Source organism: Pseudomonas sp. Pseusp11 (assembly GCF_047304405.1).
Classification (GTDB): Bacteria; Pseudomonadota; Gammaproteobacteria; order Pseudomonadales; family Pseudomonadaceae; genus Aquipseudomonas.
In genome coordinates this window covers 1-24,934 of the sequence record NZ_JBGLZF010000054.1, presented here as the reverse complement: position 1 = coordinate 24,934, position 24,934 = coordinate 1, and the positions used below count along the sequence as shown (strand labels likewise).

The 24,934-nt window shown below is 58.6% G+C and carries 19 protein-coding genes; 7 read left to right on the top strand and 12 right to left on the bottom strand.

Annotated elements, in window-relative coordinates:
• Positions 1–157: 157 nt before the first annotated feature.
• Entirely contained in the window at positions 158–3,265 is a 3,108-nt protein-coding gene (locus ACCC96_RS27320; protein WP_413697436.1) for a hypothetical protein, read from the top strand.
• 319 nt (positions 3,266–3,584) lie between these two features.
• Entirely contained in the window at positions 3,585–5,981 is a 2,397-nt protein-coding gene (locus ACCC96_RS27315) for an autotransporter outer membrane beta-barrel domain-containing protein (protein ID WP_413697435.1), read from the top strand.
• A 54-nt stretch (positions 5,982–6,035) separates the two neighbouring features.
• On the opposite strand, the gene ACCC96_RS27310 is transcribed toward ACCC96_RS27315, so the two are convergent.
• From ACCC96_RS27310 to ACCC96_RS27295, 4 genes are all read right to left on the bottom strand, one after another.
• Positions 6,036–6,497: a hypothetical protein gene (locus tag ACCC96_RS27310; RefSeq protein ID WP_413697434.1), complete on the bottom strand. Its 462-nt coding sequence runs from the start codon at positions 6,495–6,497 to the stop codon at positions 6,036–6,038.
• 246 nt (positions 6,498–6,743) lie between these two features.
• Entirely contained in the window at positions 6,744–7,385 is a 642-nt protein-coding gene (locus tag ACCC96_RS27305; protein ID WP_413697433.1) for a DUF1345 domain-containing protein, read from the bottom strand.
• Positions 7,386–7,568: 183 nt separating this feature from the next.
• On the bottom strand, positions 7,569–10,667 hold the full coding sequence (locus ACCC96_RS27300) for a multidrug efflux RND transporter permease subunit (RefSeq protein ID WP_413697432.1): 3,099 nt from the start codon (positions 10,665–10,667) through the stop codon (positions 7,569–7,571).
• A gap of 14 nt (positions 10,668–10,681) precedes the next feature.
• Positions 10,682–11,839 (bottom strand): efflux RND transporter periplasmic adaptor subunit, encoded by a 1,158-nt coding sequence (locus tag ACCC96_RS27295; RefSeq protein WP_413697431.1) that lies wholly within the window; start codon positions 11,837–11,839, stop codon positions 10,682–10,684.
• 222 nt (positions 11,840–12,061) lie between these two features.
• Between ACCC96_RS27295 and ACCC96_RS27290 the strand changes: the two genes are divergently transcribed.
• On the top strand, positions 12,062–12,763 hold the full coding sequence (locus tag ACCC96_RS27290) for a response regulator transcription factor (RefSeq protein WP_007939075.1): 702 nt from the start codon (positions 12,062–12,064) through the stop codon (positions 12,761–12,763).
• A gap of 3 nt (positions 12,764–12,766) precedes the next feature.
• On the top strand, positions 12,767–14,068 hold the full coding sequence (locus ACCC96_RS27285) for an ATP-binding protein (RefSeq protein ID WP_413697430.1): 1,302 nt from the start codon (positions 12,767–12,769) through the stop codon (positions 14,066–14,068).
• A gap of 149 nt (positions 14,069–14,217) precedes the next feature.
• Here the strand turns inward: ACCC96_RS27285 and pncA are convergent, their stop codons facing one another.
• Positions 14,218–14,856: a bifunctional nicotinamidase/pyrazinamidase gene (gene pncA, locus ACCC96_RS27280; protein WP_413697429.1), complete on the bottom strand. Its 639-nt coding sequence runs from the start codon at positions 14,854–14,856 to the stop codon at positions 14,218–14,220.
• A gap of 219 nt (positions 14,857–15,075) precedes the next feature.
• Here pncA and ACCC96_RS27275 point away from each other — a divergent pair, with 219 nt between their 5' ends.
• Positions 15,076–15,888 (top strand): crotonase/enoyl-CoA hydratase family protein, encoded by an 813-nt coding sequence (locus ACCC96_RS27275; RefSeq protein WP_086944326.1) that lies wholly within the window; start codon positions 15,076–15,078, stop codon positions 15,886–15,888.
• A gap of 6 nt (positions 15,889–15,894) precedes the next feature.
• Positions 15,895–16,725, top strand: coding sequence for an NAD(+) diphosphatase (gene nudC / locus ACCC96_RS27270; protein WP_028940637.1), 831 nt, complete (start codon positions 15,895–15,897; stop codon positions 16,723–16,725).
• Here nudC and ACCC96_RS27265 read toward each other — a convergent pair.
• From ACCC96_RS27265 to ACCC96_RS27255, 3 genes are all read right to left on the bottom strand, one after another.
• A complete protein-coding gene (locus tag ACCC96_RS27265; protein WP_019649649.1) occupies positions 16,693–17,472 on the bottom strand; it encodes a TSUP family transporter in 780 nt (259 codons plus the stop codon). The two genes, nudC and ACCC96_RS27265, sit on opposite strands and share 33 nt — an antisense overlap.
• Positions 17,473–17,699: 227 nt before the next feature.
• On the bottom strand, positions 17,700–18,176 hold the full coding sequence (locus ACCC96_RS27260) for a DUF1348 family protein (protein ID WP_105346099.1): 477 nt from the start codon (positions 18,174–18,176) through the stop codon (positions 17,700–17,702).
• A 56-nt stretch (positions 18,177–18,232) separates the two neighbouring features.
• Positions 18,233–18,796, bottom strand: coding sequence for a TetR/AcrR family transcriptional regulator (locus ACCC96_RS27255; protein ID WP_413697428.1), 564 nt, complete (start codon positions 18,794–18,796; stop codon positions 18,233–18,235).
• Positions 18,797–19,045: 249 nt separating this feature from the next.
• On the opposite strand from ACCC96_RS27255, the gene pssA reads away from it, so the two are divergent.
• Positions 19,046–20,389 (top strand): CDP-diacylglycerol--serine O-phosphatidyltransferase, encoded by a 1,344-nt coding sequence (gene pssA, locus ACCC96_RS27250; protein WP_413697427.1) that lies wholly within the window; start codon positions 19,046–19,048, stop codon positions 20,387–20,389.
• A gap of 89 nt (positions 20,390–20,478) precedes the next feature.
• On the opposite strand, the gene efeO (ACCC96_RS27245) is transcribed toward pssA, so the two are convergent.
• The 4 genes from efeO (ACCC96_RS27245) to efeU are packed head-to-tail and all read right to left on the bottom strand — an operon-like array spanning position 20,479 to position 24,694.
• A complete protein-coding gene (gene efeO / locus ACCC96_RS27245) occupies positions 20,479–21,303 on the bottom strand; it encodes an iron uptake system protein EfeO (RefSeq protein WP_413697426.1) in 825 nt (274 codons plus the stop codon).
• A 32-nt stretch (positions 21,304–21,335) separates the two neighbouring features.
• Positions 21,336–22,628 carry an iron uptake transporter deferrochelatase/peroxidase subunit gene (gene efeB / locus ACCC96_RS27240; protein ID WP_413697425.1) on the bottom strand — a complete coding sequence of 431 codons (1,293 nt, stop codon included), beginning with the start codon at positions 22,626–22,628 and terminating at the stop codon, positions 21,336–21,338.
• Between the two features lie 18 nt (positions 22,629–22,646).
• Positions 22,647–23,846, bottom strand: a complete 1,200-nt coding sequence (efeO, locus tag ACCC96_RS27235; protein ID WP_413697424.1) for an iron uptake system protein EfeO — start codon at positions 23,844–23,846, stop codon at positions 22,647–22,649.
• 8 nt (positions 23,847–23,854) lie between these two features.
• The gene (gene efeU / locus ACCC96_RS27230; RefSeq protein WP_413697423.1) at positions 23,855–24,694 is read right to left on the bottom strand and encodes an iron uptake transporter permease EfeU; all 840 of its coding nucleotides are present in this window, start codon (positions 24,692–24,694) and stop codon (positions 23,855–23,857) included.
• Between the last annotated feature and the right edge of the window lie 240 nt (positions 24,695–24,934).

Sequence of the window (24,934 nt, the reverse complement as noted above, 5' to 3'; positions counted from 1 at the left end):
CTCGTCAAGCTTGAAAAGGCCTGAACCCGACGACAGGACCGGAGTATTCCGACCAGCGGTAGTTAAACCTGTCAGATCTGACAGTAGGCGAGATCGCGATTACTGCGTTTAATTTCTCCCGGAGCAAAGGGTTTTCAAGGCCTCTGGAGAACGGCGGATGAGCACGACAACACCCATCGGAATACTCGCCGCGCCATTAAGCATTGACGGTGTCGGTGCCGACACGGTGCTTCCGCCGGACGCGCACCTCAATGGCGTGACACTGCGAATTCCCCCTTGGCCCGCACCTTCGGTCAAACCGGGCAATGGCGATTTGCTGGAGATCTGGATCCTCGAGCCAGGGGCAACTGCCGAGACGCTTTTTTACAGTAACCGTTTTCCCGTGCCGGTGATGTTTCCAACCTCTGTCCCGCTGCCGGCGCAATACTTGCAACTCGATGGAGAAATCATCCTGACCTATAGGGTTACGGCCGAAGATACCGGGAACCCCGATAGTTCATTGCCGCAACATTTCATTGTCAGGCGTGAGATCCCCGTCAACCTGACCGAACCGCGATTTCCCAGCGCCACCCTGTGGGGGTATCTCAATTGCAGTTCGCAACCGAAGTTGTGGGAGGCGGTATTAGTGCGTGTGCCCGCACAACCAGGGCGGTTTGCCGAGAATGATGAATGCGTTTTGGATTGGGAAGGCTTCACTAGCCTGAATGGCAGCGGTCCGATTCCTAATACGGCACTGCGACTCACTAAAAAATTGACGCGAGATGAAGCCAGTTCCGAGCTTGGGTTCGATTTCAAGCTGGAGAGCGATAAATACGAACAATACATAAAGCCGATGGAAAAGAATGCATCGGCATTGGCCCGTTACACGCTTTATCGAAATGGCATTGCACTAGGAAAGTCGCCGCAAGGTTTAGTGAAAATTGATCGGGGCGTTCCGGGCGAAAGTATTTCTTGTGGTCCAAATTGGCTGGGAGGATTGGGTTCAACTGTTGTAGATGTTTTACCGTTTCATCGTATCGAAAGTTGCAAAACGTCAAAGCCAGGAGCATGCAGTTTGCCGTCGCGCGGTTCTCCATCGGGCAATAACGTTGACAGTTCAATGACAAACTCATCGATGGAGTCTACGAAAATGAATATGCAAGTTAAAATGGGTGGTATTTTTGCTTTGCCTCCAACAATTGTCGGCCAGTTGGCGGATGGCAGGCTCACTCATAAGCAACTCAGAGAAGACCGACTTGTAAAGGTGCAGTTGGCGGATATTGATGACAAAAGTCCTGAAGGGGGGGCAAGGGTTGAACTTCATTTATTCCCTGAAGGTGTAGTTCCTGTTGAGTTTGATCCAACCTATGTGGTTGGGACAAAACTCAAAATTAATCAAGCAGGAGGCGACTGGACATACCCGATAGAGTTCGATGTGCCCGTCGACAAACTTATCGAGAGATTTCATGCGAGCGGTGACTACACATCCTACGAATGGGCATTCATCGTTTATGACGCATTTGATAACAGCGATACTTCCGGTCCATTCGCCCAGTCCTTGGTCGATTTGACCGCGCCTTACCAACGGCAACCCGGCGGGCCTAATGGTACGGGGCCAAGACCGGTTCTGCTGACCTTGGGAGGTACTGTTCCGGCAGTCATCGACGATGCCTGGTTGAACGACCCCGCCAATGCCGGGGGATTGAACCTTACTATTCCCACCGCCTATCAGAAGTTTGAAGCGGGCAACGATAATTGTATCTTCTGCATCTCCACCCAGACGACCTTTCCATTGATGCTGGCTGAACCGCCTGCATTCAACGGCCCATTGTCCGTAGGCGGGGTTATCAATATCACGCTTGCTTTCCTGACGGCCCTGGCTGAAGGGACATACTTTTACTCCTACAACCTCACAGATTTGCCGGGGAACATCAGCAACAACGCTGCCATTACCACGCTGTTCAAAAGGGTCAAAACACCGGCACCGGTACTCGACGTTCCAAGAATTCCGGTAACTGGAACCACTGGCCGTATACCCATTACCTTCTCGACGGTGGATCCCGCACCGACCCGAGCCATCATGGAAATCGATTATCCGCTTAACTCGCTTCCAGGTGACCGAATCATCCCGTACATCACCTCCGATTCAATCGTGGGTGGCGGGCCAATTGCCTTGCCGGAAAAAGCGATTCCGCCAGCCGGCACACCCGGCCCACTGACATTCGAACTGGATTACGCGACCTTGGCCGATGTCTTTGGCGACGCCAATAGCGCCGACGAAGTGGAGTTCGAATATTGGTATGAACTGAGTCGCCCCACCATTACGCCCAATCCGGTTTCGCCGTCTGCATTCGGTATATGTGACTTCGCTTATGCCGGACCGGAACAACCTAACCTGCCGGAACTGGAGAACCCTAACATTGCGCCGGTAGTGGTACAGGGCGCAGGCACGCCAGCACCAGCCCCCAATACACTGGGGCCGGCACAAGCAGGTGTTGCGGCAACCATGATTTGGCTTATCTGGACTGCCATCAATCGACCTGTAACAGGGCGTGAGATCGTCAAGTTCTACTATCAGGGCAAACAGGTTGGCGATCCCGTACCGGTGCGGGTAGGCGATACAACCGTCACCACCACATTGCCTTGGGACACGATTCGGGCTGAGGGGAACGGCACTGTCGCAGGTGGCAATCCCAGAGAGGCTTACCTGACAATCGAGTACCCTGGTAGCGCCAACGTGATGAGGCAGTTGATTACGACAAAGGTTGACGTGACGGCCATCGTGATCAACTTGCCTGCGCCACAAATTATTGTTTCAGCTTTCCGTACAACATCTGCGTCGGTGCCGGAGCGAGTCGTTACCAGTATCAACTGTCCGAGCCTTAACCACCCGGTTGTGGCGAATGGGCCCATGCCGCCTTATCAGACGCGCAACCTGCGGATCAGAATCCTGCGCGACGCCAATATCCCGACTGGCGCCACGGTGGACCTGGAGTTCGAAGGACGGGTAAGCAACGCGGTGGGTGCCGCTCCCATTCCCAACACACTCATCACCGCTTCGGCAACTATGCCAGCGACGGGCGTGCTGGAGTTCAGACTGACGGATTACGCAAAAATCAGAGAAATTCAGTTGCCGAGCACCATCCCTGGACAACGACCTGTCACCCGATATGCGCGTATTGCTTATAGGGTCAACGGTATCGAGTCACAGGTCACCGTTGCTGTGGCGCTCTTGAACTCCAGTCTGGTGTATTGCGAGCAGGAACGTCCTGAACCAACGCCTTAATCAGCACTTCAAGTAAATCTTCCTACTGATGACGGCGACAGAAGTTGTCGTCTTCATCAGTGGAAGCCAAGTTCTATATGTTCAGATACGGAGCCTCGTACAAGAAAAGGGGATAAGTCGTACATGTATGCAGATTTATCCTACATATCGCGGGATGGGTAAACCGTAGTCTGGCGGCCGTTCATTAGTCTGGCTCGCGCATTATCTTGAGTCAGAGACTCGTTCCTGACGGAATGTAATCGGGTAGGACTCATCTATGTCGTCAAGACCAGTATTCCCCTTTCACAAAACATCGATCAGCATCTGGGTATTGTCGTTTGTGCCCCTGCTGTTGAATTCATCGCTGGCCCAGGCTGCCACCGTCCCGGCGGGTACCAGTCAGTCCATCGATTCCAGTACACCACTGGATAACTGGCAACTTGAAACCAATGCCATATTAAGCGGCTCAGGTACCACCACGCTCGGTATCACCAGTTCAGCGGGTGGGTTGATTGACCTGACCAACTCAACAGTCACCTCCGCGGGAGAGGGAGGTTTTTCACAAGGCATTTTCCTGACTAACGCCACCGCTACGCTGAATGGTTCAACGGTCACCAGTGTGTCAGGGATTGGCATATCGGCCGTACGAGGCGTCTCAAGCATCGGCGGCTCCCAAGTAACCCTGCGTAACAACAGTGTTGTTCGAGGTCTGCTAGGGGGGATCGCGGGCAACCGTTTCAGTGAGCTAAATATTCAGAATTCCACCGTCGAAGGTACTGGCGCCAACAGTTTCGGGATTCGCCTGCTCGAGGGCTCACTGTCTGCCAGCGGCAGTACGATCACGGGTGGCCTCAATGGCTTGACTGTGGGTACTGACACATTGGCATCAACGGTCATTCCTTCATCTATCGTGCTGGACAGCACCCGCGTAGAAGGCCAAACCGGTTCGGCCATCGTTGTCGGCATCAATGCTCCGAACTTTCCAACCGTGGCCAACATCGAGGTACGTAATGGATCGACACTGGTCGGCGGTAACAATACTCTGCTCGAAGTCGGCACTGGCGCCTCGGCCAGTTTTCTCGTTGATAACAGTAACTTGACTGGCAATGTCTTGGTGGCTTCAGGCAGTTCGGCCAACGTCACCTTGCAAAACAATGCGTCGTTGACCGGTGACTTGCAGAACGTTACCAGCGCAACCCTCAACAATCAGGCGCGGATGACCGGCAATGTGCTGGGGGCCTCAAGTGTAGTGATCGACAACGCGTCCACGCACACCGGCAACTTGCAAGATGTCGCCAATGTATCGATCAATAACCAGAGCGTGATGACGGGTAATGTATCGGCCGCTGCGAACAGCGTTTCCGGTCTGACATTGGACAATGGTGCCAGCCTGACCGGTCAGGTGAACAATGTCGCCAACTTCTCGATCAACAATCAGGCGCTATGGCAGATGACCGACAGCCAGTCGGTGAACAACCTCACGCTGAACAATGGAGGCAGGGTGCGGTTAGGGGGGAATCAGGAATACTTCCAGTTGAATGTGGCCAATCTGGCGGGCAGTGGTACGTTCGAGATGGGCACTGATTTCAATAAGGGCATCAGCGATCTGTTGAACGTCACCGGCAGCGCTGCTGGTAATCATCAATTACTGGTGTCCAGCACTGGCCTCGATCCGGTCAATGATTCATCGATCAAGGTGGTGCAGAGCGTCGCCGGGAGTGCTCAATACGGCCTTGTCAACAATCGTGTCGATGTCGGCGCGTTCACCTACCGTCTGGTCAAGGAAGGTGATGACTGGTACCTGCAACCCGATAAAGAAGTCGTCAGCACACCGACCCGCTCGGTATTGGCGATGTTCGGCACCGCGCCCACGGTAATCTATGGCGAAATGGCTTCGCTGAACAATCGCATGGGCGACTTGCGGGTGAATGGTGGGCAGACGGGCGGGTGGGTTCGCTCTTACGGGAATCGATACAGCATCAGCAATAACGCTTACGGCGATGGTTACAGTCAGAACCAATATGGTCTGTCCATCGGTGTCGATACCCCGGTACAGATCGCAGGCGAGCGTGTGTTGCTGGGTGTGTTTGCCGGTTATAGCAAGTCGAACCTCGACTTGAGTCGCGGCAGCTCCGGCGAAATTGATAGTACCTCTCTCGGCGTCTACGGCACCTGGTTGGGTGATAGCGGCTACTACCTGGACACCGTGGCCAAACTCAATCATTTCCGCAACGATGCCAAGGTGACGATGAGCGATGGCGCCAGAACCGAGGGCAACTACAACAATCTGGGAGCCAGCGCGTCGGTCGAGTTTGGTAAGCACATCGATATCAAGGACGGGTATTACGCAGAACTGTTTACACAGTGGCAGGCGGCCTCGGTTCAAGGAAAAGACTTCAGCCTGGAAAACGGTTTGCAGGCTGACGCCGATACGACGCGCTCCATGCTGGGCAAGGTGGGCGTGACGTTGGGACGCGGTATGACACTGTCCAATGGCAGCGTACTGCAACCACATGTTCGCGCAGCCGTCGTTCATGAGTTTGTGAAAAACAACGAAGTTCGAGTCAACGATAACAAATTCAACAATGACCTGTCCGGTAGCCGGTTCGAAGTGGGGGCAGGTGCCTCCTGGACATTGAATGATCGCTGGCAACTCCATGCTGAACTGGATACCAGTAAAGGTGACAATGTCACCAAGGACATCGGTGTCAATATGGGGGCGCATTACAAGTTTTAAACGCTAAATAAAAAGGGAAGCTTCGGCTTCCCTTTTTATTGGCATCAGAACGGATTATCCAGCCTTCAATACCTGGAATTCTCCCTTAAGAATAAAGGTTTTTCCCTCGGTCCCCGGTAGCTCGAGATCAATGTTGAATTTGCCCTTGATATTCTCTCCCGCGGCCGACTCCACCTCGATCTTGCCCGAAACAGCTTCATAAATTGTGTTGTCAGCGTCTATAAAGCTGGCGCTGACATCATCACGACTTTTCAATAGAAAGATGCCAGTTTCGCCGTTCGCGGGAATGGACATGTGTAGTTCTCGAGCGGGCGAACTTTTTGCTCTTGTTTTTGAAGCTGGCCGGTCAATTGCTGTAATCAGCACGGCTTCAGTTTTGTTGATACCTGTCTTTACCCTGTCGATGAGCCGGGAAGTGGCGATAAACTCAGGAAAATCTTTATCAGTGTTTGCGAAAGCCGAGGCATTCACATAATTGCCTGGGGCAAAGCTGGTTCGTTTGATCACTGCGTTCATGGATTCGGTCTCCGTTACTTTAAGTAAGGTATCCAAAGGCCGTGACCGACCCTAATCCTGGATGAACTATAAAAGCCTGTTTGGGGACAAGCTGTAAACTGTCATTGTTGACAGTTTACAGCGGCTGGTATTTATGGGCGCAATATGAAGCTGTAGCGCTTGCTGTTTCGCGTTGATACGCACTTATAGCGCTTTCGTCTATACAACGATGCGACCACCGCTTTGAAGCTTGTGCACAAATCAGTTTCAGCCAAACAATCCCGCCGCAATATTGATCGAAAACCCCAAAATCGCCGTATTGAACACAAACCCGATCAACGACTGCGCCAGTACGATCTTGCGCAAGTCCCGCGTGGCGACGCCCACATCTGCGGTCTGCACCGCCACGCCGATGGTGAACGAAAAGTACAGAAAGTCCCAGTAATTAGGGGTTGTCAGCCCCTCGGCAAAACGCAGCGCCGGTTCCTTGCCGTTCCAGGTGTAATACAGCCGGGCATAGTGCACGCTGAAAATCACCCCGATCAGTAGCCATGAACCGATCACCGTCAATGCGGTGAAACCGTAGCGCAGCAGTTTACGGGCGGTTTCCAGGTCCCTGCTGCCGGCGAGTTCGAAGGTGATGGTCCCGAGGCTGGCCAGTGCCGCGATGCACACCAGCAGCAACACCAGACCGGCGTTTTCATCTTCGACCTCGGCAATGCGTTTCACGTCCGGGGCCTTGGCCCGCATGGTGAGCCAAAGCATCAGCACCAGATACGTCCAGACCCCGGCGTTCCAGCCGATGAGGATTTTGCTGATGATCGAATCGGCCGGGGCGAGAATGCCTGCCGCGATGCCGAGTGTGGCAGCGGCGGACAGGCGAGGGTGGGTGCGGGCAAGTAGGGGCATGGAGGCTCGATGCGTCTGGGCTTTGCAAACACCATAGCCCAGCGTTGTCCGTTGTGACCACAACGACACGCCCCCTGTAGGAGCGAGGCTTGCCCGCGAAGGCGGTGTGTCAGTCGACATTAATGTTGAATGTGACGGCCTCTTCGCGGGCAAGCCTCGCTCCTACAGGGGATGTGTTGTTGGTTAGGTGTCCTTATGGCGTTTGCGCACCAGTTTCATCACCACCACAAAAAACACCGGTACGAACACCACCGCCAGCGTCGCGGTGATCATCCCGCCGATCACCCCGGTGCCGATGGCTTGCTGGCTCGCCGAACTGGCCCCGGTGGCAATTGCCAACGGCACCACGCCGAGGATGAACGCCAGCGACGTCATGACAATCGGCCGCAACCGCAGGCGTGCGGCTTGCAGGGTGGCGTCGATCAGGTCATGGCCTTCGTCGTACAGGCTCTTGGCGAACTCGATGATCAGGATCGCGTTCTTCGCCGACAGGCCAATGATGGTGATCAGCCCGACCTTGAAGAACACGTCATTGGGCATCCCGCGCAGGGTCACAGCCAGGACCGCGCCGAGCACACCCAGCGGCACCACCAGCAGCACCGAAGTCGGAATCGACCAACTCTCATACAGCGCCGCCAGGCACAGGAACACGATCAGCAGCGACAGCCCGAGCAGAATCGGCGCCTGACTGCCGGACAAGCGTTCCTGCAACGACAACCCGGTCCATTCCTGACCCAACCCTGCCGGGCCTTGCGCTACCAGCCGTTCGATTTCTGCCATGGCTTCGCCGGTGCTGTGACCGGGCGAAGGCTCGCCGGAAATGCTGATGGCCGGGTAGCCGTTGTATCGGGTCAATTGCGCCGGGCCCTGAGTCCAGTTGGCCCGAACGAAGGCCGACAGCGGCACCATTTTTTCAGCGTTGTTGCGTACGTGAATTTTCAGCAGATCGGCGACCTGGCTGCGTTGATCGCCTTCAGCCTGGACCACCACTCGCTGCATTCGCCCCTGGTTGGGAAAGTCGTTGATGTAGGCCGAACCGACCGCCGTGGACAGCACATTGCCAATGTCGGCAAAGGATATGCCCAGGGCGTTGGCCTGTTTGCGGTCGACTTCCAGCTGAACCTGCGGCGCTTCGGCCAAGGCACTTTCGCGCACATTCATCAGGATCGGGCTTTTCTCGGCGGCGGCGAGCAATTCGCTGCGCGCTTTCATCAGCGTGGCATGGCCGAGGCCGCCACGGTCCTGCAAGCGGAACTCGAAACCGCTGGAGGTGCCGAGACCGTCAACCGGCGGCGGCAGCACCGAGAAAGCCATGGCATCCTTGATATGGCTCAGCGCGATGTTGGCGCGATCGGCGATGGAACTCGCCGAGTCGTCGCTGCCCCGATCCGACCAGTCCTTGAGCGTGGTGAACGCCAGCGCGGCGTTCTGCCCGCTACCGGAAAAACTGAAGCCGAGAATCACTGTGCTGTCGCCGACACCCGGTTCGGTGGCGTTGTGTGCTTCGATCTGCTCCACCACATTTATCGTGCGATTCTTGCTCGCACCGGGTGGCAGTTGAATATCGGTGATGGTGTAACCCTGGTCTTCAACCGGCAGGAACGAGGAGGGCAGGCGACTGAAACACAGCCCCAGACCGATCAGCAATACGCCGTAGATCAGCAGATAACGGCCTGTTCGTTTCAGCGCATAGGCGACCCAGCCTTGATAACGCTCGGTCAAACGCTCGAATCCACGGTTGAACCAGCCAAAGAATCCGGCTTTCTCGTGATGTTCGCCCTTGGCAATTGGCTTGAGCAGCGTTGCACACAGTGCCGGGGTCAAAGTCAGGGCGAGGAATGCCGAGAACAGGATCGACGTGGCCATGGACAGCGAGAACTGTTGGTAAATCACCCCGACCGAGCCCTGCATGAACGCCATCGGAATGAACACCGCCACCAGCACCAGGGTGATGCCGATGATCGCGCCGGTGATCTGCTTCATCGCCTTGCGCGTCGCTTCCTTGGGCGACAGGCCCTCGGTGGCCATGATTCGTTCGACGTTCTCCACCACCACAATCGCGTCGTCCACCAGGATGCCGATCGCCAGCACCATGCCAAACATGGTCAGCACGTTGATCGAGAAGCCCAGCGCGAGCATGGTCGCAAACGTGCCCATCAACGCCACCGGCACCACCAGCGTCGGGATCAGCGTGTAGCGGATGTTCTGCAGGAACAGGAACATCACCGCAAACACCAGCACCATTGCCTCGCCGAGGGTATAGATCACCTTGGTGATCGAGACTTTGACGAAGGGCGAAGTGTCGTACGGAATCTTGTATTCGACACCGGCAGGGAAATAGCGCGCCAGTTCGTCCATTTTCGCCCGCACCAGGGTTGCGGTACTCAGGGCATTAGCCCCCGGCGACAGTTGCACACTGACGGCGGTGGACGGTTTGCCGTTCAGGCGTGTGGAGAACTGATATTCCTGGCTGCCGATCTCGACCCGCGCTACATCACGGATGCGCACGTTGGAGCCGTCAGGATTGGCCTTGAGCACGATGTCGGCGAATTCTTCAGGTGTCGACAATTGGCCTTTGACCAGAACGGTCGCGGTGATTTCCTGAGTGGTACGGGTCGGCAAGTCGCCGATGCTGCCCGCGGAAACCTGAGCGTTCTGCGCGACGATAGCGGCGTTGACGTCAGCCGGGGTCAGGTTGAAGCCGATCAGCTTCTGCGGGTCGATCCAGATCCGCATCGCCCGCTCGGCGCCGTACAACTGGGCCTTGCCGACGCCGTCCAGACGCTTGATCTCGTTCATCACGTTGCGCGCCAGGTAATCGCTGAGCGCCACGTCATCGAGCTTGCCGTCGCTGGAGGTGAGGGTGATCAGCAACAGGAAACCGGCGGAGACTTTCTCCACCTGCAAACCTTGCTGGGTGACTGCCTGAGGCAGGCGCGACTCAACCGCTTTGAGGCGGTTTTGCACATCGACCTGGGCCATTTCCGGATTGGTGCCCGGCTGGAACGTCGCGGTGATGGTGGCGCTGCCGAGGCTGCTCTGGGATTCGAAGTACAGCAGATGGTCGGCGCCGTTGAGTTCTCCCTCGATCAGGCTGACCACGCTTTGGTCCACGGTCTGCGCCGAAGCGCCGGGGTAGGTGGCGTAGATTTCGACTTTCGGTGGCGCAACGTTCGGGTACTGCGCCACCGGTAACTGCCCAATGGCCAACGCACCGGCCAGCAGGATGAACAAGGCAACTACCCAGGCGAATACCGGGCGGTCGATAAAGAACTGCGGCATAAAAAGCGTCCTGCTTACTGACCAGAAACCTGGGCAAGTGGAAGAGGGGTGTTGTCGATCTGGACTTTTTCACCGGGGCGCGCGTGTTGCAGGCCTTCAGTGACGATGCGGTCGCCGGGCTTGAGGCCGCGGGTGACGATCCAGCGATCGTTCTGCACCGCGCCCAGCTCTACCGGTTGCTGGCCGACTCGCTGCTCGGCGTCGAGCAGTAGCACTTGGGCGACACCGGCGCTGTCACGCTGAATGGCCCGTTGCGGCACGCTGATGCCTTGCTGATTGAACGCTTGCTCCAGACGCACGCGCACGAAGCTGCCCGGCAGTAGGTCGAGGTCGGGGTTGGGGAACTCGCTGCGCAGAATGATCTGACCGGTGCCCGGGTCGACGGTGATGTCGGTGAACAACAACTTGCCGGGCAATGGATAAAGGCTGCCGTCGTCCTGGATCAGCGTGGCTTTGGCCTGGCCTTGGCCCACTTCCTTCAGTTGGCCGGAACGGAAGGCCCGGCGCAGGTCGTTGAGTTCACGGGTCGATTGGGTCAGGTCGGCGTGGATCGGGTTCAACTGTTGGATCAGCGCCAGCGGCGTGGTTTCGTTCTGCCCCACCAACGCGCCTTCAGTCACCAGCGCGCGGCCGATGCGCCCGGAAATCGGCGCGGTGACGGTGGCATAACCGAGGTTCAGTTTCGCCCGCTCCACCGCGGCTTTGTTGGCGGCGACATCGGCGGCGGACTGCCGGGCGTTGGCGCGGGCATTGTCGTAGTCCTGAGCGCTGATGGCATTGCCTTCGATCAACTGGGCGTAACGCTGCTCCTGCAATCTGGCCTGGAATGCGTTGGCTTCGGCCTTGCGCAGCGCGGCTTCGGCGCTGTCCAGGTCGGCCTTGAAGGGGGCCGGGTCGATACGGAACAGAACGTCGCCTTTATTCACGTCGCTGCCTTCGCGGAAGACCCGCTGCAACACCACGCCGGCGACCCGGGCGCGCACTTCGGCAATGCGCGGCGCAGCGATCCGCCCGCTCAGTTCGCTGCTGATCGACAGCGGTCGGGCTTCGATGGTTTCGATGCGCACAGTGGCCAGCGGTGCTTGTTCTTCGGCGGTCGAAGACTGGTCACAAGCACTCAGTGTCAACGCCAGGGCAATCAGGCTGAGTGTGGCAAGCAGGTTCTTTGACATGGAAATACCCCAATAATGACTACCCGCATCCTACGGGGAGTCGACGAGGGTAGCGGTGAAGCTTTGTAGGTGCTGTGTGAAATTGTGTAAGGGTTTTGCTCGCGTGTGCGTGAGGGCGTATATCCTTCGCAGCCTGAAACTTTTTGCGACGGTTATGCCGCCATCGCGGGCAAGCCCGCGATGGCCCCCCGCCAGTCGCCACAGCACTTTCTGGAAACACCCATGCCCAACATCCTCCTGGTCGAAGACGACACCGCACTCTCGGAACTGATTGCCAGCTACCTGGAACGCAACGGTTATTCCGTCAGCGTGATCAGCCGCGGCGATCATGTACGCGAACGCGCGCGGGTCAGTCCGCCGGACCTGGTGATTCTCGATCTGATGTTGCCGGGGCTCGATGGCTTGCAGGTATGCCGCTTGCTGCGGGCCGATTCGGCGACGTTGCCGATCCTGATGCTCACTGCTCGTGACGACAGCCACGATCAGGTGCTGGGCCTGGAAATGGGTGCCGACGACTACGTCACCAAACCCTGCGAGCCCCGTGTGTTGTTGGCCCGCGTACGCACGCTGTTGCGCCGCAGCAGCCTCAGCGAACCGCAGACCGCTAATGACCGCATTCTCATGGGCAACCTGTGCATCGATCTGTCCGAGCGCACCGTGACCTGGCGCGAGCAACTGGTCGAGTTGTCCAGCGGCGAATACAACCTGCTGGTGGTGCTGGCCCGGCATGCCGGCGAGGTGCTGAGCCGCGACCAGATTCTGCAACGCCTGCGCGGTATCGAATTCAACGGCACCGACCGCTCGGTGGATGTGGCCATCTCCAAACTGCGACGCAAGTTCGACGATCACGCCGGCGAGGCGCGCAAGATCAAGACCGTGTGGGGCAAGGGCTACCTGTTCAGCCGCTCCGAGTGGGAATGCTGAACCATGTTCAGAATCCTGTTTCGTCTGTATCTGGTGACCATCGTTTCATTCAGCGCGGCGATCTACCTGGTGCCGGATCTGGTGATCAAGGCTTTTCATGAGCGCTTTGTGACCTACAACCTCGATTATTCCCGAGGCTTGCAAACGCTGATCGTCAAACAGTTTCGTACGGTGCCTGTCGAGCAGTGGCCGGCGTTGGCGATGGAGATGGACAAGGAGTTCCAGCCGCTGCACATCATTTTGGCCCGCAACGACGATGCCGAATTTACCCTGGATGAGCGCGAACGCTTGCAGCGCGGGGAGAACGTGGTACGCATCGGCGACTGGGGCTGGCGCACCCTGGCGGTGACACCGTTGAACGAGCAGATGGTGGTGGAAATGGTCGTGCCACCGGACCCCACGGATGTCAGTTGGTTGTACTGGAGCATCAACGTGCTGATTGGTGCGACGATGCTGGGCTGCCTGTTGTTGTGGCTGCGCCCGCACTGGCGCGACCTGGAACGTCTCAAAAGTACCGCCGAACGCTTCGGCAAGGGCCACCTGAGCGAGCGCACGCAGATTTCCCCCAGCTCCAACATTGGCAGCCTGGCCAATGTGTTCGACACCATGGCCGGCGACATCGAAAACCTGCTCAACCAGCAGCGCGACTTGCTCAACGCCGTGTCCCACGAATTGCGCACGCCGTTGACGCGGCTGGATTTCGGCCTCGCCCTGGCGCTGTCCGACGACTTGCCGGCCACCAGTCGCGAGCGTCTGCAAGGCCTGGTCGCGCACATTCGCGAACTGGATGAACTGGTGCTGGAGTTGCTGTCCTACAGCCGCCTGCAAAACCCGGCGCGGCTGCCGGAACAGGTCGAGGTGTCGCTGGATGAATTCATCGACAGTATTTTGGGCAGCGTCGATGAAGAGCTTGAGTCACCGGAAATCGTCATTGATGTGCTGCTGCACGGTCAGCTCGAACGCTTCTCGCTGGACCCGCGATTGACCGCCCGGGCGATCCAGAACCTGCTGCGCAACGCCATGCGCTATTGCGAGAAGCGGATTCAGATTGGTGTGCAGGTGTGCGCCAAAGGCTGTGAGATCTGGGTGGACGACGATGGCATCGGCATTCCGGAGGAGGAGCGGGAGCGGATCTTTGAGCCGTTCTATCGGCTGGATCGCAGTCGGGATCGCGCCACAGGCGGGTTTGGCCTGGGGCTGGCAATCAGCCGCCGAGCACTGGAAGCGCAGGGCGGCACGCTGACTGCGCAAGCGTCGCCGCTGGGTGGGGCGCGGTTCAGGCTTTGGTTGCCAACCCCCGCCTGAATCTTGCGACATCCCTGTGGCGAGGGGGCTTGCCCCCGTTGGGTCGCGAAGCGGCCCCCTGCATCTTTTCAGTTACATCGCGGGGTGGGGCAAGATTTGCGACTGCTTCGCAGCCGAACGGGGGCAAGCCCCCTCGCCACAGGGCACCACTAGCCGCAGGAACCCAGTATTTCGGTTGATGGAATCAACCCGACCCCCGCCACCTGCATCCGCTCAATCGCCGCCGCCAGCGACCCTTCCAGATCAATCGCCCGGCAAGCATCCATCACCACAAACGCATTGAACCCTGCCGCCCGCGCATCCAACGCGGAGAACATCACGCAGAAATCCAGTGCCAGCCCGACCATGTAAACCGTGTCGATGCCGCGTTCTTTCAGGTATCCGGCCAAACCGGTGGTTGTGGTTCGATCCGCCTCCAGAAATGCCGAATAACTGTCGATGTCCGGGTTGCAGCCCTTGCGGATGATTAATTGGGCGTGGGGCAGGTCCAGCTCCGGGTGGAACTCGGCGCCGGGTGTGGCGCGAACACAATGCTCCGGCCACAGCGTCTGTTCACCGTAAGGCAACTGAATCACGTCGTAAGGCTTACGCCCAGGGTGGCTGGAAGCGAACGAGGCGTGGCCGGGCGGGTGCCAGTCCTGGGCAATGACGACCTGTTTGAACTGGCGACCCAGACGATTAATCAGGGGCACAATCAGGTCACCCTCCGGCACCGGCAATTGACCGCCCGGAATGAAGTCGTTTTGTACGTCGATGACCAGTAAGGCAGCGCGTGAAGAAATCGGCATGGGTAGGGTTCCTCCTTGGAAAGTCAGGCGCAAGCATAGTGACATCTGTGTTCACGCGCCAAGACGGTTTCTAACAATTTCGGCGGTGCGGCCAATCGCGAGCAAAGGCTAAAAATCCAGAAGCCAGTCCCGCATTTGGCCGAACCGCTGCCTTACTGCCGACACAGATGCCTTGTTATAGTTCGGGCCTCATTTTTTGCCCGGTAAAGGATCACTGCCATGTCTCAATACACCGCCTTCAGCGTCGAACTGGCCGATAACATCGCCCATGTGCAGATCAACCGCCCGGACAAGATCAACTCGATGAACGCCGCGTTCTGGAGCGAGATCATCGAGATTTTCCAGTGGGTCGACGACACCGATGAAGTCCGGGTGGTGGTGCTCAGTGGCGCTGGCAAGCATTTTTCTTCCGGCATCGACCTGATGATGCTCGCCGGTGTGGCCAATGAGCTGGGCAAGGACGTCGGCCGCAATGCGCGCCTGCTGCGGCGCAAGATCCTGGCATTGCAAGCGTCGTTCAACGCCGTCGACAACTGCCGCAAACCGGTGCTGGCGGCGGTGCAGGGTTATTGCCTGGGCGGCGCCATCGACCTGATTTCCGCCTGCGACATGCGTTACGCGGCCGAGGACGCGCAATTTTCCATCAAGGAAATCGATATCGGCATGGCGGCCGATGTTGGCACTTTGCAACGCTTGCCGCGGATCATCGGTGACGGCATGCTGCGTGAACTGGCTTACACTGGTCGCACCTTTGGCGCCGAAGAAGCGCGTAACATTGGCCTGGTCAATCGCGTCTACAGCGACACCGCCAGCCTGCTTGAAGGCGTGATGGGGATTGCCCGCGAAATCGCCGGCAAGTCGCCGATTGCCATCACCGGCACCAAAGAGATGATCAGCTACATGCGCGACCATCGCATCGACGACGGCCTCGAATACGTCGCCACGTGGAACGCCGCCATGCTGCAGTCCACCGATCTGCGCGTGGCCATGGCCGCCCATATGAGCAAACAGAAACCCGAATTTCTGGATTGATTAACCATGACTTCACGCTGGACCACCGCAGTACTGGACACCGATCAACCCGGCGGCTGGGCCGTGGCGCGCAGCCCCGAAGGCTTTTTGTTCGATGACAATGGCGCGCTGTTTCCACGGGAATGGCTCAAGCGTCAGGACTTGTCGATTCTCGCCGAGCACGGCATCGGTCACCTGGATGGCGAACCGGTCTACCTGCTGGAACTGCGCAGTCACAGCGACGTGCCGGGCTGTAACTGGAAAGGCCTGCGGGCGTTCATGCTCGAGGGCGATCACACCGTCTACAAGGTTCTGGGCTATGCCGCGCAAATCGGTACCTGGGCCCGTGAGCACCGCTTTTGCGGCAACTGCGGGCAGGCGATGATCCAGGTGCCGCGCGAGCGGGCAATGTACTGCGAACCGTGCGATTTACGCAGCTACCCGCGTATTTCGCCGAGCATGATTGTGCTGGTGACCCGTGGCGACGAGGTTCTGCTGGCTCGTTCACCGCGTTTTGTCACTGGGGTCTACAGCACGTTGGCGGGGTTTGCCGAGCCGGGTGAGTCGGCCGAAGATTGCCTGATTCGCGAGGTTCGCGAAGAGGTGCAGATCGAGGTCAAGAACATCCAGTACATGGGCAGTCAGTGCTGGCCGTTCCCGCATTCGATGATGCTCGGTTTTCATGCCGAGTACGCCGGTGGCGAGATTGTCTGTCAGGAAGACGAGATCGAAGACGCCCAGTGGTTCAACGTGCACGAGCTGCCGCCGTTGCCGGCGTCACGCTCGATTGCCCGCTACCTGATCGACGTCTACGTGGCGCGGCGCTTAGGCCACGCTGAACCAGTGCTGCCAGGCTAGGCGCACGGTCAGACCGAGCACCACCGTAATGAACACCGGACGAATGAATTTCGCACCGCCGCTGATGGCGGTGCGTGCGCCGAAGAAGGCGCCGACCATCACCGACAGGCCCATGCTCAGGCCGATGACCCAGTCCACTTGCCCGGAAAAAATGAACACCGACAGCGCCGCAATGTTGCTGACGAAGTTCATGCTGCGTGCCACGCCGCTGGCCTTGACCAGGTCGATGGGGTAGAGCAGCAGGCTGCTGACGGTCCAGAACGCCCCCGTTCCCGGGCCGGCCACGCCGTCATAGAAACCGAGGCTGAAGCCTTGACTCGATTGCCACTTTTTCTTGATCGGTGCATCGCTGTCCAGCGGCGCTTTCGGTGTGCCGCCGAACAACAGGTATAGGCCGCAGGCGAACACAATTACCGGCAGCATCTTGTTCAGCCATTCCGCCGGCAAATAATGAGCGACGATGGCGCCGCTGAGCGCACCAACCAACGTGCCGACGATGGCGTGCATCCATTGCCGTGGATGAAACAGCTTGCGCCGGTAGAAGGTGAAACTGGCGGTGGCCGAGCCGAAGGTGGAACTGAGTTTGTTGGTGCCCAGTACCAGATGCGGCGGCAGGCCGGCGGTCAGCAGTGCCGGGGTGGTCAATAGACCGCCGCCGCCAGCGATGGCGTCAATGAAACCGGCAATGAAAGCGACGAGAGCCAGAACGGCCAGGGTAGTGAGGTCAACGCTGAGTTCGAAAGGCATGGAATGGGGCTTATTCGGCAGGGCGCAGAAGAGGGCTGCGGGAAAGGCCGGTATCTTACTCATATCCAACTTATGCGGCGACCTGTCTGGCGCAATGCATACACAGCCAAATTGTCATGGCTGTACACGGTCCCCGTAGGAGCTGGCGAAGCCTGCGATCTTTTGATCTTAAAAAGGCAAAGTCAAAAGATCGCAGCCTGCGGCAGCTCCTACAGGGGGGATTGTGTTTACAGGCCCAGATCGGAGAGACCTGGGTGATCATCCGGCCGGCGACCCAGCGGCCAATGGAACTTGCGCTCGCTTTCCTTGATCGGCATGTCGTTGATGCAGGCGTAGCGGTTGAACATCAGGCCGTTCTCGTCGAACTCCCAGTTCTCGTTGCCGTAGGAACGGAACCAGTTGCCCGAGTCGTCGTGCCATTCGTAGGCGTAACGCACGGCGATGCGGTTGTCGCCATGGGCCCAGAGTTCCTTGATCAGCCGGTAGTCCAGTTCCTTGGCCCATTTGCGGGTCAGGAAAGCTTTGGCTTCTTCGCGGTTGTGGGCGAACTCGGCGCGGTTACGCCACTGGGTGTCCAGTGTGTAGGCCAGGGACACCCGTTCCGGATCACGGGAGTTCCAGCCGTCTTCGGCCAGGCGAACTTTTTCGATGGCCGATTCACGGGTAAACGGCGGCAATGGCGGACGAACTTCGGCAGTAGACATATTAAGTCTCCCTATCAAATTAACGTTCAAGCAAGTTGTCGGGCTTATTTAAAGTGTTACAGGTCCAATAACTTTCGCGCCATGCATTGCGCATTATCGGCGGCACTGTGATCACCCGTCACAAGCGCTACGGTAATGGCACCGTCGATCAGGATCAGCAGCTGTCTGGCCAGCGTCTCCGGGTCTGTTGCGCCATGTTCGGTACAGAGCTCGCGCACGTAGTCGAGCAGCTTCTGTTTGTGGTCTTTGGCGACCAGGCGAACCGGGTCTTGCGGGTCGCCGGTTTCGCCGCTGGTGTTGATGAATGCGCAGCCGCGGAAGCCTTCGGAGGCGAACCAGGCCTTGAGCACGGTAAACAGGTTGAGCAGCCGCTCGGCCGGGGTTTGGGCCTTGCCGACTTCGCTCCGGTACCAGTGCATCCAGCGCACATCGCGGCGTTGCAGGGCCGCGACGACCAGCTCCTCCTTGTTGGCGAAGTAGCGGTAAATACTTTTTCTGGAGACGCCGGCGGTTTTCACCAGAAGATCCATGCCGGTGGCAGCGATGCCACTTTTGTAGATCAACTTTTCGGTGACATCCAGAATGATGTCGCGTGTGTCGTTGCTAGTGATTTCGTTCATGTGGCTAACAGTAGAATGATCGTTCTCCTTGGTCAACGTTTTTTTCAGTGATCGTTCCCACGCTCTGCGCGGGAACGCCGCCATGGGCGCTCCGCGTCCAGCGTTAATGTGACGCAGAGCCTCACGAGATGGATTCCTTTGCTGCGCATGGGAACGATCGGTGCGGGGTCTTTACAGACAGTAACAAGACCCAAACCCATCCATGGTGTAAGCTCTCAGGCTCTTCGGATTCGACCCTTTGCGAGCCCTATGCCGTTGCTTTTCAAACGTTCTCTGCTGCCTAAATTGCGCAGTTTTCCGCTGACCGCCGATGCCGTCACCATCCTCTCTGGCGCTGCCGAGTTCCGTCGTTGCCTGCTGGAAAAAATCGCTCAGGCGACCCGGCGTATCTACATCGTTGCGCTGTACCTGCAACAGGATGAGGCCGGCCAGGAAATCCTCGATGCGCTGCACGCGGCCAAACTGGCGCGTCCGGAACTGGACGTGGTGGTGGTTGTGGACTGGCTGCGCGCCCAGCGCGGCTTGATCGGTGCCGGCAAGCAACCGGGCAACTCGGCCTGGTATCAGGAAACCACCCGCACCCACGAAAGCGAAGTGCCGGTGTACGGCGTGCCGGTGCAGACCCGCGAGCTGTTCGGCGTGCTGCATTTGAAGGGCTTCGTGATCGACGATTGCGTGATCTACAGCGGCGCGAGCCTGAACAACGTTTACCTGCACAAATTCGACAAGTACCGCTTCGACCGTTATCACCTGCTGCAGAATCAGGCGCTGGCCGATTCGATGCATCACCTGATCCAGCACGGTTTGATCACTTCCAAAGCGGTGCATCGCCTCGACCTGCCGAACCTGCCGACCACCCGCAGTCTGCGCCACGACATCGGCGACCTGCGCAGCCGTCTCAAGCACGCGGCGTATGACACCACGGCGGGCAGCACGGCAAAGGGCGGTTTATCGGTCAGTCCGTTGCTCGGTGTGGGCAAGAACAACCCGTTGAGTCGGGTGATCTGCGAGCTGATTGCCAGTGCGCAGCATCAGCTGACCATCTGCACGCCGTACTTCAACCTGCCGCTGGCGGTGACCCGGGAAATCAATCGGGCTCTTGCTCGCGGCGTGAAGATCGACATCATCGTCGGCGACAAGACCGCCAACGATTTCTACATCCCGCCCAGCGAGCCGTTCAAGGTGATCTCAGCGCTGCCATACCTCTACGAAATCAGCCTGCGACGTTTCGCCAAGCGTCATCAGCGCAGCATCGACAGCGGCAAGCTGAACCTGCATCTGTGGAAGGACGGTGACAACACCTATCACCTCAAGGGCATGTGGATCGATCAGCGCTACACCTTGCTGACCGGCAACAACCTCAATCCACGGGCGTTCCGTCTCGACCTGGAAAACGCGTTGCTGATTGATGATCCGAAAGGCGAGTTGCTGGAGCCACGTGGCAAGGAACTGGCGGAGATTTTCCAGCACACCCGCCGTATTGAGCGTTACCTGGATCTGCAAACGCTACCGGATTACCCGGCGGGAGTGGCCAAGTTTCTCAAGCGTGTGAGTCGGGTGCGGATCGAGCGGTTGTTGTATCGGATTTTGTAGGGTTCAAAAGCAAAGATTGCAGCCTTCGGCAGCTCCGCGCCTGTGGGCGCCGCCGAAGGCTGCGATCTTTTCACAGACAACGCCGATATTCAGTTCAACCCCAACTTCCCCCGCAACATCGACAAATCCTCAGCCAGTGTATTCACCGGCCCGACCAGCGCTTTGCGGTCGCTGTCCTTCACCTTGTCATACGTTTCAAAACCACCCCCCGTGGTTTTGTACTTGGCTAACGTCTTGTTCACCGTAGCGAAGTTCTTGTCGACTTTGGCCATGAACGCCGCGTCTTGCTTTTCGATCTGCGGACGGAACAGGTCGACGATTTTCTTCGCGCCGTCGATGTTGCCCTGGAAGTCATAGAGGTCGGTGTGGCTGTAGCGATCTTCCTCGCCGGATATCTTGGTGGCGGCCACTTCTTCAAGCAGCGCAGCGGCGCCGCCGACGACTTTTTCCGGTGGGAAGGTCAGGCCGGCGACGCGGGTTTGCAGGTCTTTCACGTCTTTGTTCAAACCGTCAGCCAGCTTGCCCAGACCCCGGGTGCTGTTCTCTGAAAACAATGAATATTCGATGCGATGGAAACCGGTGAAGTCTTCGGCCTTCACGCCTTTTTCGTGGTCGTCGACCCGCGAGTCGATGGACGCATCGAGGTCACTGAACAGCTCGGCAATCGGTTCGATCGACTCGTAATAAGCGCGGGTCGGTGCGTAGAGCTTTTTCGCGGTGGCCAGGTCGCCTTTTTTCACTGCATCGGTGAATTGCTGAGTGTGGCTGGCGAGTTCATCCAGTTGTTCAGTGACGTAGATCTTGTAGTCCGAGATCGGCTCCACCAACTCCAGCGGCGCCGCCGCCGCGAAAGCCGAAAACGGGGTGTTGAGCAAACCAAGGGTCAGCAGTAACGCGAGGGGCGACTTTTTCATGGGACGGTTCCGTGGAGTTGTAAGGGTCAGACTTAGGCTTTGGGTTGTGTGGCATTCAGAAGCGAGCGACCGATGAAATCCTTGTCGCCAGTCACGCCGGGCAGGGTGAAGAAGTACCCGCCGCCAACCGGTTTCAGGTATTCCTCCAACGGCTCGCCGTTGAGTCGGGTTTGCACGGTGATGAAGCCTTTTTGCAAATCTGCCTGGTAACAGATGAACAGCAGACCCATGTCCAGCTGACCGTTCTTGTTCACGCCGTTGGAGTAGTTGAACGGCCGACGCAGGATCAGGTTGGCCTGGGTCGCGGTAGTGCGCGGGTTGGCCAGGCGGATGTGAGCATCGAGTTTGGTCAGCTTGCCTTGCGGGTCTTTGGCGTAGTCCGGGACTTGGGTTTCGTGCTCGCCATCCATCGGGGCGCCGGTGCTCTTGACCCGGCCGATAATGCTTTGCTGTTCTTGCAGCGGCGTGCGGTCCCAGCGTTCGACGAAGTTGCGGATGATCCGCACCGCCTGATAGCTGCCATTGACCGCCCAGGCTGGTTCGTCGCTGCCGGGCTGGACCCAGACGATGCTGTCCATGGCCTTGGCGTCGTTGGAGTCGGGGTTGGCCGAGCCGTCGCGAAAACCCAGGAAATTGCGTGCGCTCTGCGCCGGCACACCGGGTTTCGCTGGGGCTTGCGGCGGCACGCTGCCTTCCTGTTTCCAGCGCACCAGTAACAGGTCCGGCAGGTTTTTCACGATGTCGCGCAGGGCGTGGATGTTGGTGTCGGCGGTGTTGGAGCAGAACTGCAAGCTCAGGTCGCCGTGGCAGCAGTCGGCTTCCAGTGCGTCGTTGGGGAAACCGACCATGCGGATCAACCGCTTGGGCTTGGCGCCGGCCAGACCGAAGCGCTCGTCGAACAGCGACTCGCCCACCGATACGGTGATGGTCAGGTTGTCCGGTGTGACCACCGGGCCAAGAATCCCCGAGTCCAGCGGCGGCAGTTTGGGGTCTACCTGCGCCACCGGACCGCCCTGCATCAGGAACGCGATACGCTCGTTGAGCGTGCGAAACAGTCGCTCCAGGTCTGCGCGGTCGCTGGCCAATACGTCGAACGACACCAGCATGCCCGACGTCGGGCGAGGGGTGACGATGCCGGTCTGGTGCTGGCCGTGGAAGGCGTGGCGGTCTTCGGTCTTGTCGCTGCTCGGTGCTTCGGTGACTTGCGCGGGGCTGGCGGCCATGGCCGGGCAACTCAGGGCCGAACCGGCTAACGCCACACCGGCGGCTCCCATGCCCATCAATACGCGACGGCGTTGTGCCGAAAACTGTTCTGAGTCGTTCATCTGTCTGAGGTCTTCTGCTTACAGGCCGGAAAGGCCAAGGGCGGGATCGATTCCATCGAGTGCATCGGCCAGAACCTTGGCCTTGTCGGCGATACGTTTGCGCTGTTCGGCGCTGACAGTGTCGTAGCTGGCGTAGCCATTCTTGACCTTGAAACCGTTGAGCTCGGCGTCGAAGGCCGTGATCGCGCTGTCGATTTTCGCCAGCAGTGCAGCGGCGGATTTGCTCAGCAATGGTCGCAACAGCTCGACGACTTTGCGGGTCGCGTCGAGGTTGGCGGCGAAGCCGTTCAGGTCGGTGTGGCTGTAGCGTTCTTCTTCACCGCTGCTGGCGCGTACCTCGGCGAGGCTGTTGAGGTTGCGCACCAGCATGCTCACCAGTTGCTCCGGTGGCAGCGACTGGGCCAGCAGTTGCTGTTTGAGATTGACGACATCGATGCTCAGGCGCTGGGCAACGGGCGTCAGACCGTCGAGGTTGCGTTGTTGGAACAGCGCGTATTCGAGACGGTGGAAGCCGACGAAGCCCGGATCCTGCTCGCGCTTATCGAAGTAATCGGCGCGGGCGTTGATCGCGTTGTCCAGTTCCGCCAGGCGCTGGGCCGCTGGAGCCAATCGTTGATAGGCCGCGCGCGCCGGCACATACAAGGCTTGCGCCTGGCTCAGGTCGCCGGCTTCGATCGCTTGCTCAAGGGCGGCAACGGCTTTGATCAGCGCGGTGCTCTGGCTGCTCAGGTACACGCGAAATTCCGACAGCGGACCAATGAACGCCACCATCGACGGACGTGCCTTGGCTGCCGCATCGGAAGCGGCGGTCGAGGTGACGTGCAAGGTGCCGCGTGGGTTGCTCAGTAAGCCGCAAGTGATGGCGTAGTCGCCGGGCAACAGGTTGGCGTTGATCACCTGGCTCAGGCCGGGGGCGATGTTCTCGCGTTCTTCGACCACCAGCACGCCGTCAAGAATTTCCCATTCGACGGCACGGTTCGAGCCGTTGACGATGCGAAAACTGGCACGCCCGGCCGGAACCGTCAGCGCATTCGGTTCGCAGCTGTGCGGGTGAATGGTGACCAGCACTTGGTCGTGGTTGCTCTGGCGCTTGGCGGCGGCCATTTTCGAGGCGTAGTAGAACAGGCCGCCGGCGGCGATCATCACGATCACCGATCCGGCTACCGCCCAGCGCAAGGCGCGCGGAGGTGAAGCCACTGGAGGAACTGGCGTTGACATGAAGGCCCTTATTGGCTGGAAACGGAAGAGGGTGTTTGCGCGGGCGTGGCCGCCGGGAGAAAAAACATCACCAGCGCCACCAACAGATAAAGCAGATACGCCCCGAGGGTGCTGACGGTCGGCGCATCCTGGTAGCCGAACATTCCGGCCAGCACCGAGCCCAACGGGCCGTCCATCGGCAGCGTGGCGCTGAAGTCGAAGAGCACGGTTTGCAGGTGATTCCACACGCCGGCTTCATGCAGGGCTTGCACCGAGTTGGCGAGAATCCCGGCGGCCACCACCAGAATGAACAGACCGGTCCAGCGGAAGAACGCCGAGAGATTCAGGCGCATGCTGCCGGTGTAAATCAGGAAGCCGACGATGATCGCCAGGATCAGGCCGAGCAGGGCGCCGATCGGTGCCGCCGGGCCTTCGCTCTGCTGGAATACGGCGAGCAGGAAGAACACCGTTTCCAGGCCTTCCCGGGCGACGGCGAAAAACACCATGGCGATCAGCGCGGTCACCTGATGCCTGGAACCGGTCAGCGCCTGATCGAGGGAAACGTGCAGCGAATGCTTGATCGAACGCGCCACCTTGCGCATCCAGAACACCATGGAACTGAGGATGCCGACGGCCAGCAAACCGACCACGCCTTCAAACAGCTCTTGCTGCTTTTGCGGGAACTCGGCACTGACCAGTTCCAGGCCACCGCCGACCAGCAGGGCCAATGCAGCGGCGAGGAATACCCCGATCCACACTGCCGGCATCCATTGGCCACGACCGGTCTGCTTGAGGTAACTGGCGATAATGCCAACGATCAACGCGGCTTCGATGCCTTCGCGCAGCATGATCAGAAAAGGAACGAGCATTCAGCACCGGGGAGTAATTAGATAGGGTGCTAATTTGTAACATGATGAAACTCATTCTCATATGGTAGTTATTGCTAATTGCCTGAACCTAAGCTGAACAACCCTGAAGATCCCACCATCCCGTAGGAGCGGGGGGTTGCCCCGGAGGAAGAAGAACCCGGTTTACCCCCACACCCCGGTTGGGGGTTTAGCGGGCAACCCCCCGACGACCGCAAACGGTTTTTTTGGGGGTATAATGAC

Coding starts and splice junctions, on each gene's coding strand:
- ACCC96_RS27275 (WP_086944326.1), top strand. CDS start 15,076: ATGTCTCAATACACCGCCTTCAGCGTCGAACTGGCCGATAACATCGCC.
- pncA (WP_413697429.1), bottom strand. CDS start 14,856: ATGCCGATTTCTTCACGCGCTGCCTTACTGGTCATCGACGTACAAAAC.
- pssA (WP_413697427.1), top strand. CDS start 19,046: ATGCCGTTGCTTTTCAAACGTTCTCTGCTGCCTAAATTGCGCAGTTTT.
- ACCC96_RS27300 (WP_413697432.1), bottom strand. CDS start 10,667: ATGCCGCAGTTCTTTATCGACCGCCCGGTATTCGCCTGGGTAGTTGCC.
- nudC (WP_028940637.1), top strand. CDS start 15,895: ATGACTTCACGCTGGACCACCGCAGTACTGGACACCGATCAACCCGGC.
- ACCC96_RS27305 (WP_413697433.1), bottom strand. CDS start 7,385: ATGCCCCTACTTGCCCGCACCCACCCTCGCCTGTCCGCCGCTGCCACA.
- efeO (WP_413697426.1), bottom strand. CDS start 21,303: ATGAAAAAGTCGCCCCTCGCGTTACTGCTGACCCTTGGTTTGCTCAAC.
- ACCC96_RS27290 (WP_007939075.1), top strand. CDS start 12,062: ATGCCCAACATCCTCCTGGTCGAAGACGACACCGCACTCTCGGAACTG.
- ACCC96_RS27320 (WP_413697436.1), top strand. CDS start 158: ATGAGCACGACAACACCCATCGGAATACTCGCCGCGCCATTAAGCATT.
- efeO (WP_413697424.1), bottom strand. CDS start 23,846: ATGTCAACGCCAGTTCCTCCAGTGGCTTCACCTCCGCGCGCCTTGCGC.
- ACCC96_RS27265 (WP_019649649.1), bottom strand. CDS start 17,472: ATGCCTTTCGAACTCAGCGTTGACCTCACTACCCTGGCCGTTCTGGCT.
- ACCC96_RS27310 (WP_413697434.1), bottom strand. CDS start 6,497: ATGAACGCAGTGATCAAACGAACCAGCTTTGCCCCAGGCAATTATGTG.
- efeU (WP_413697423.1), bottom strand. CDS start 24,694: ATGCTCGTTCCTTTTCTGATCATGCTGCGCGAAGGCATCGAAGCCGCG.
- efeB (WP_413697425.1), bottom strand. CDS start 22,628: ATGAACGACTCAGAACAGTTTTCGGCACAACGCCGTCGCGTATTGATG.
- ACCC96_RS27255 (WP_413697428.1), bottom strand. CDS start 18,796: ATGAACGAAATCACTAGCAACGACACACGCGACATCATTCTGGATGTC.
- ACCC96_RS27260 (WP_105346099.1), bottom strand. CDS start 18,176: ATGTCTACTGCCGAAGTTCGTCCGCCATTGCCGCCGTTTACCCGTGAA.
- ACCC96_RS27295 (WP_413697431.1), bottom strand. CDS start 11,839: ATGTCAAAGAACCTGCTTGCCACACTCAGCCTGATTGCCCTGGCGTTG.
- ACCC96_RS27285 (WP_413697430.1), top strand. CDS start 12,767: ATGTTCAGAATCCTGTTTCGTCTGTATCTGGTGACCATCGTTTCATTC.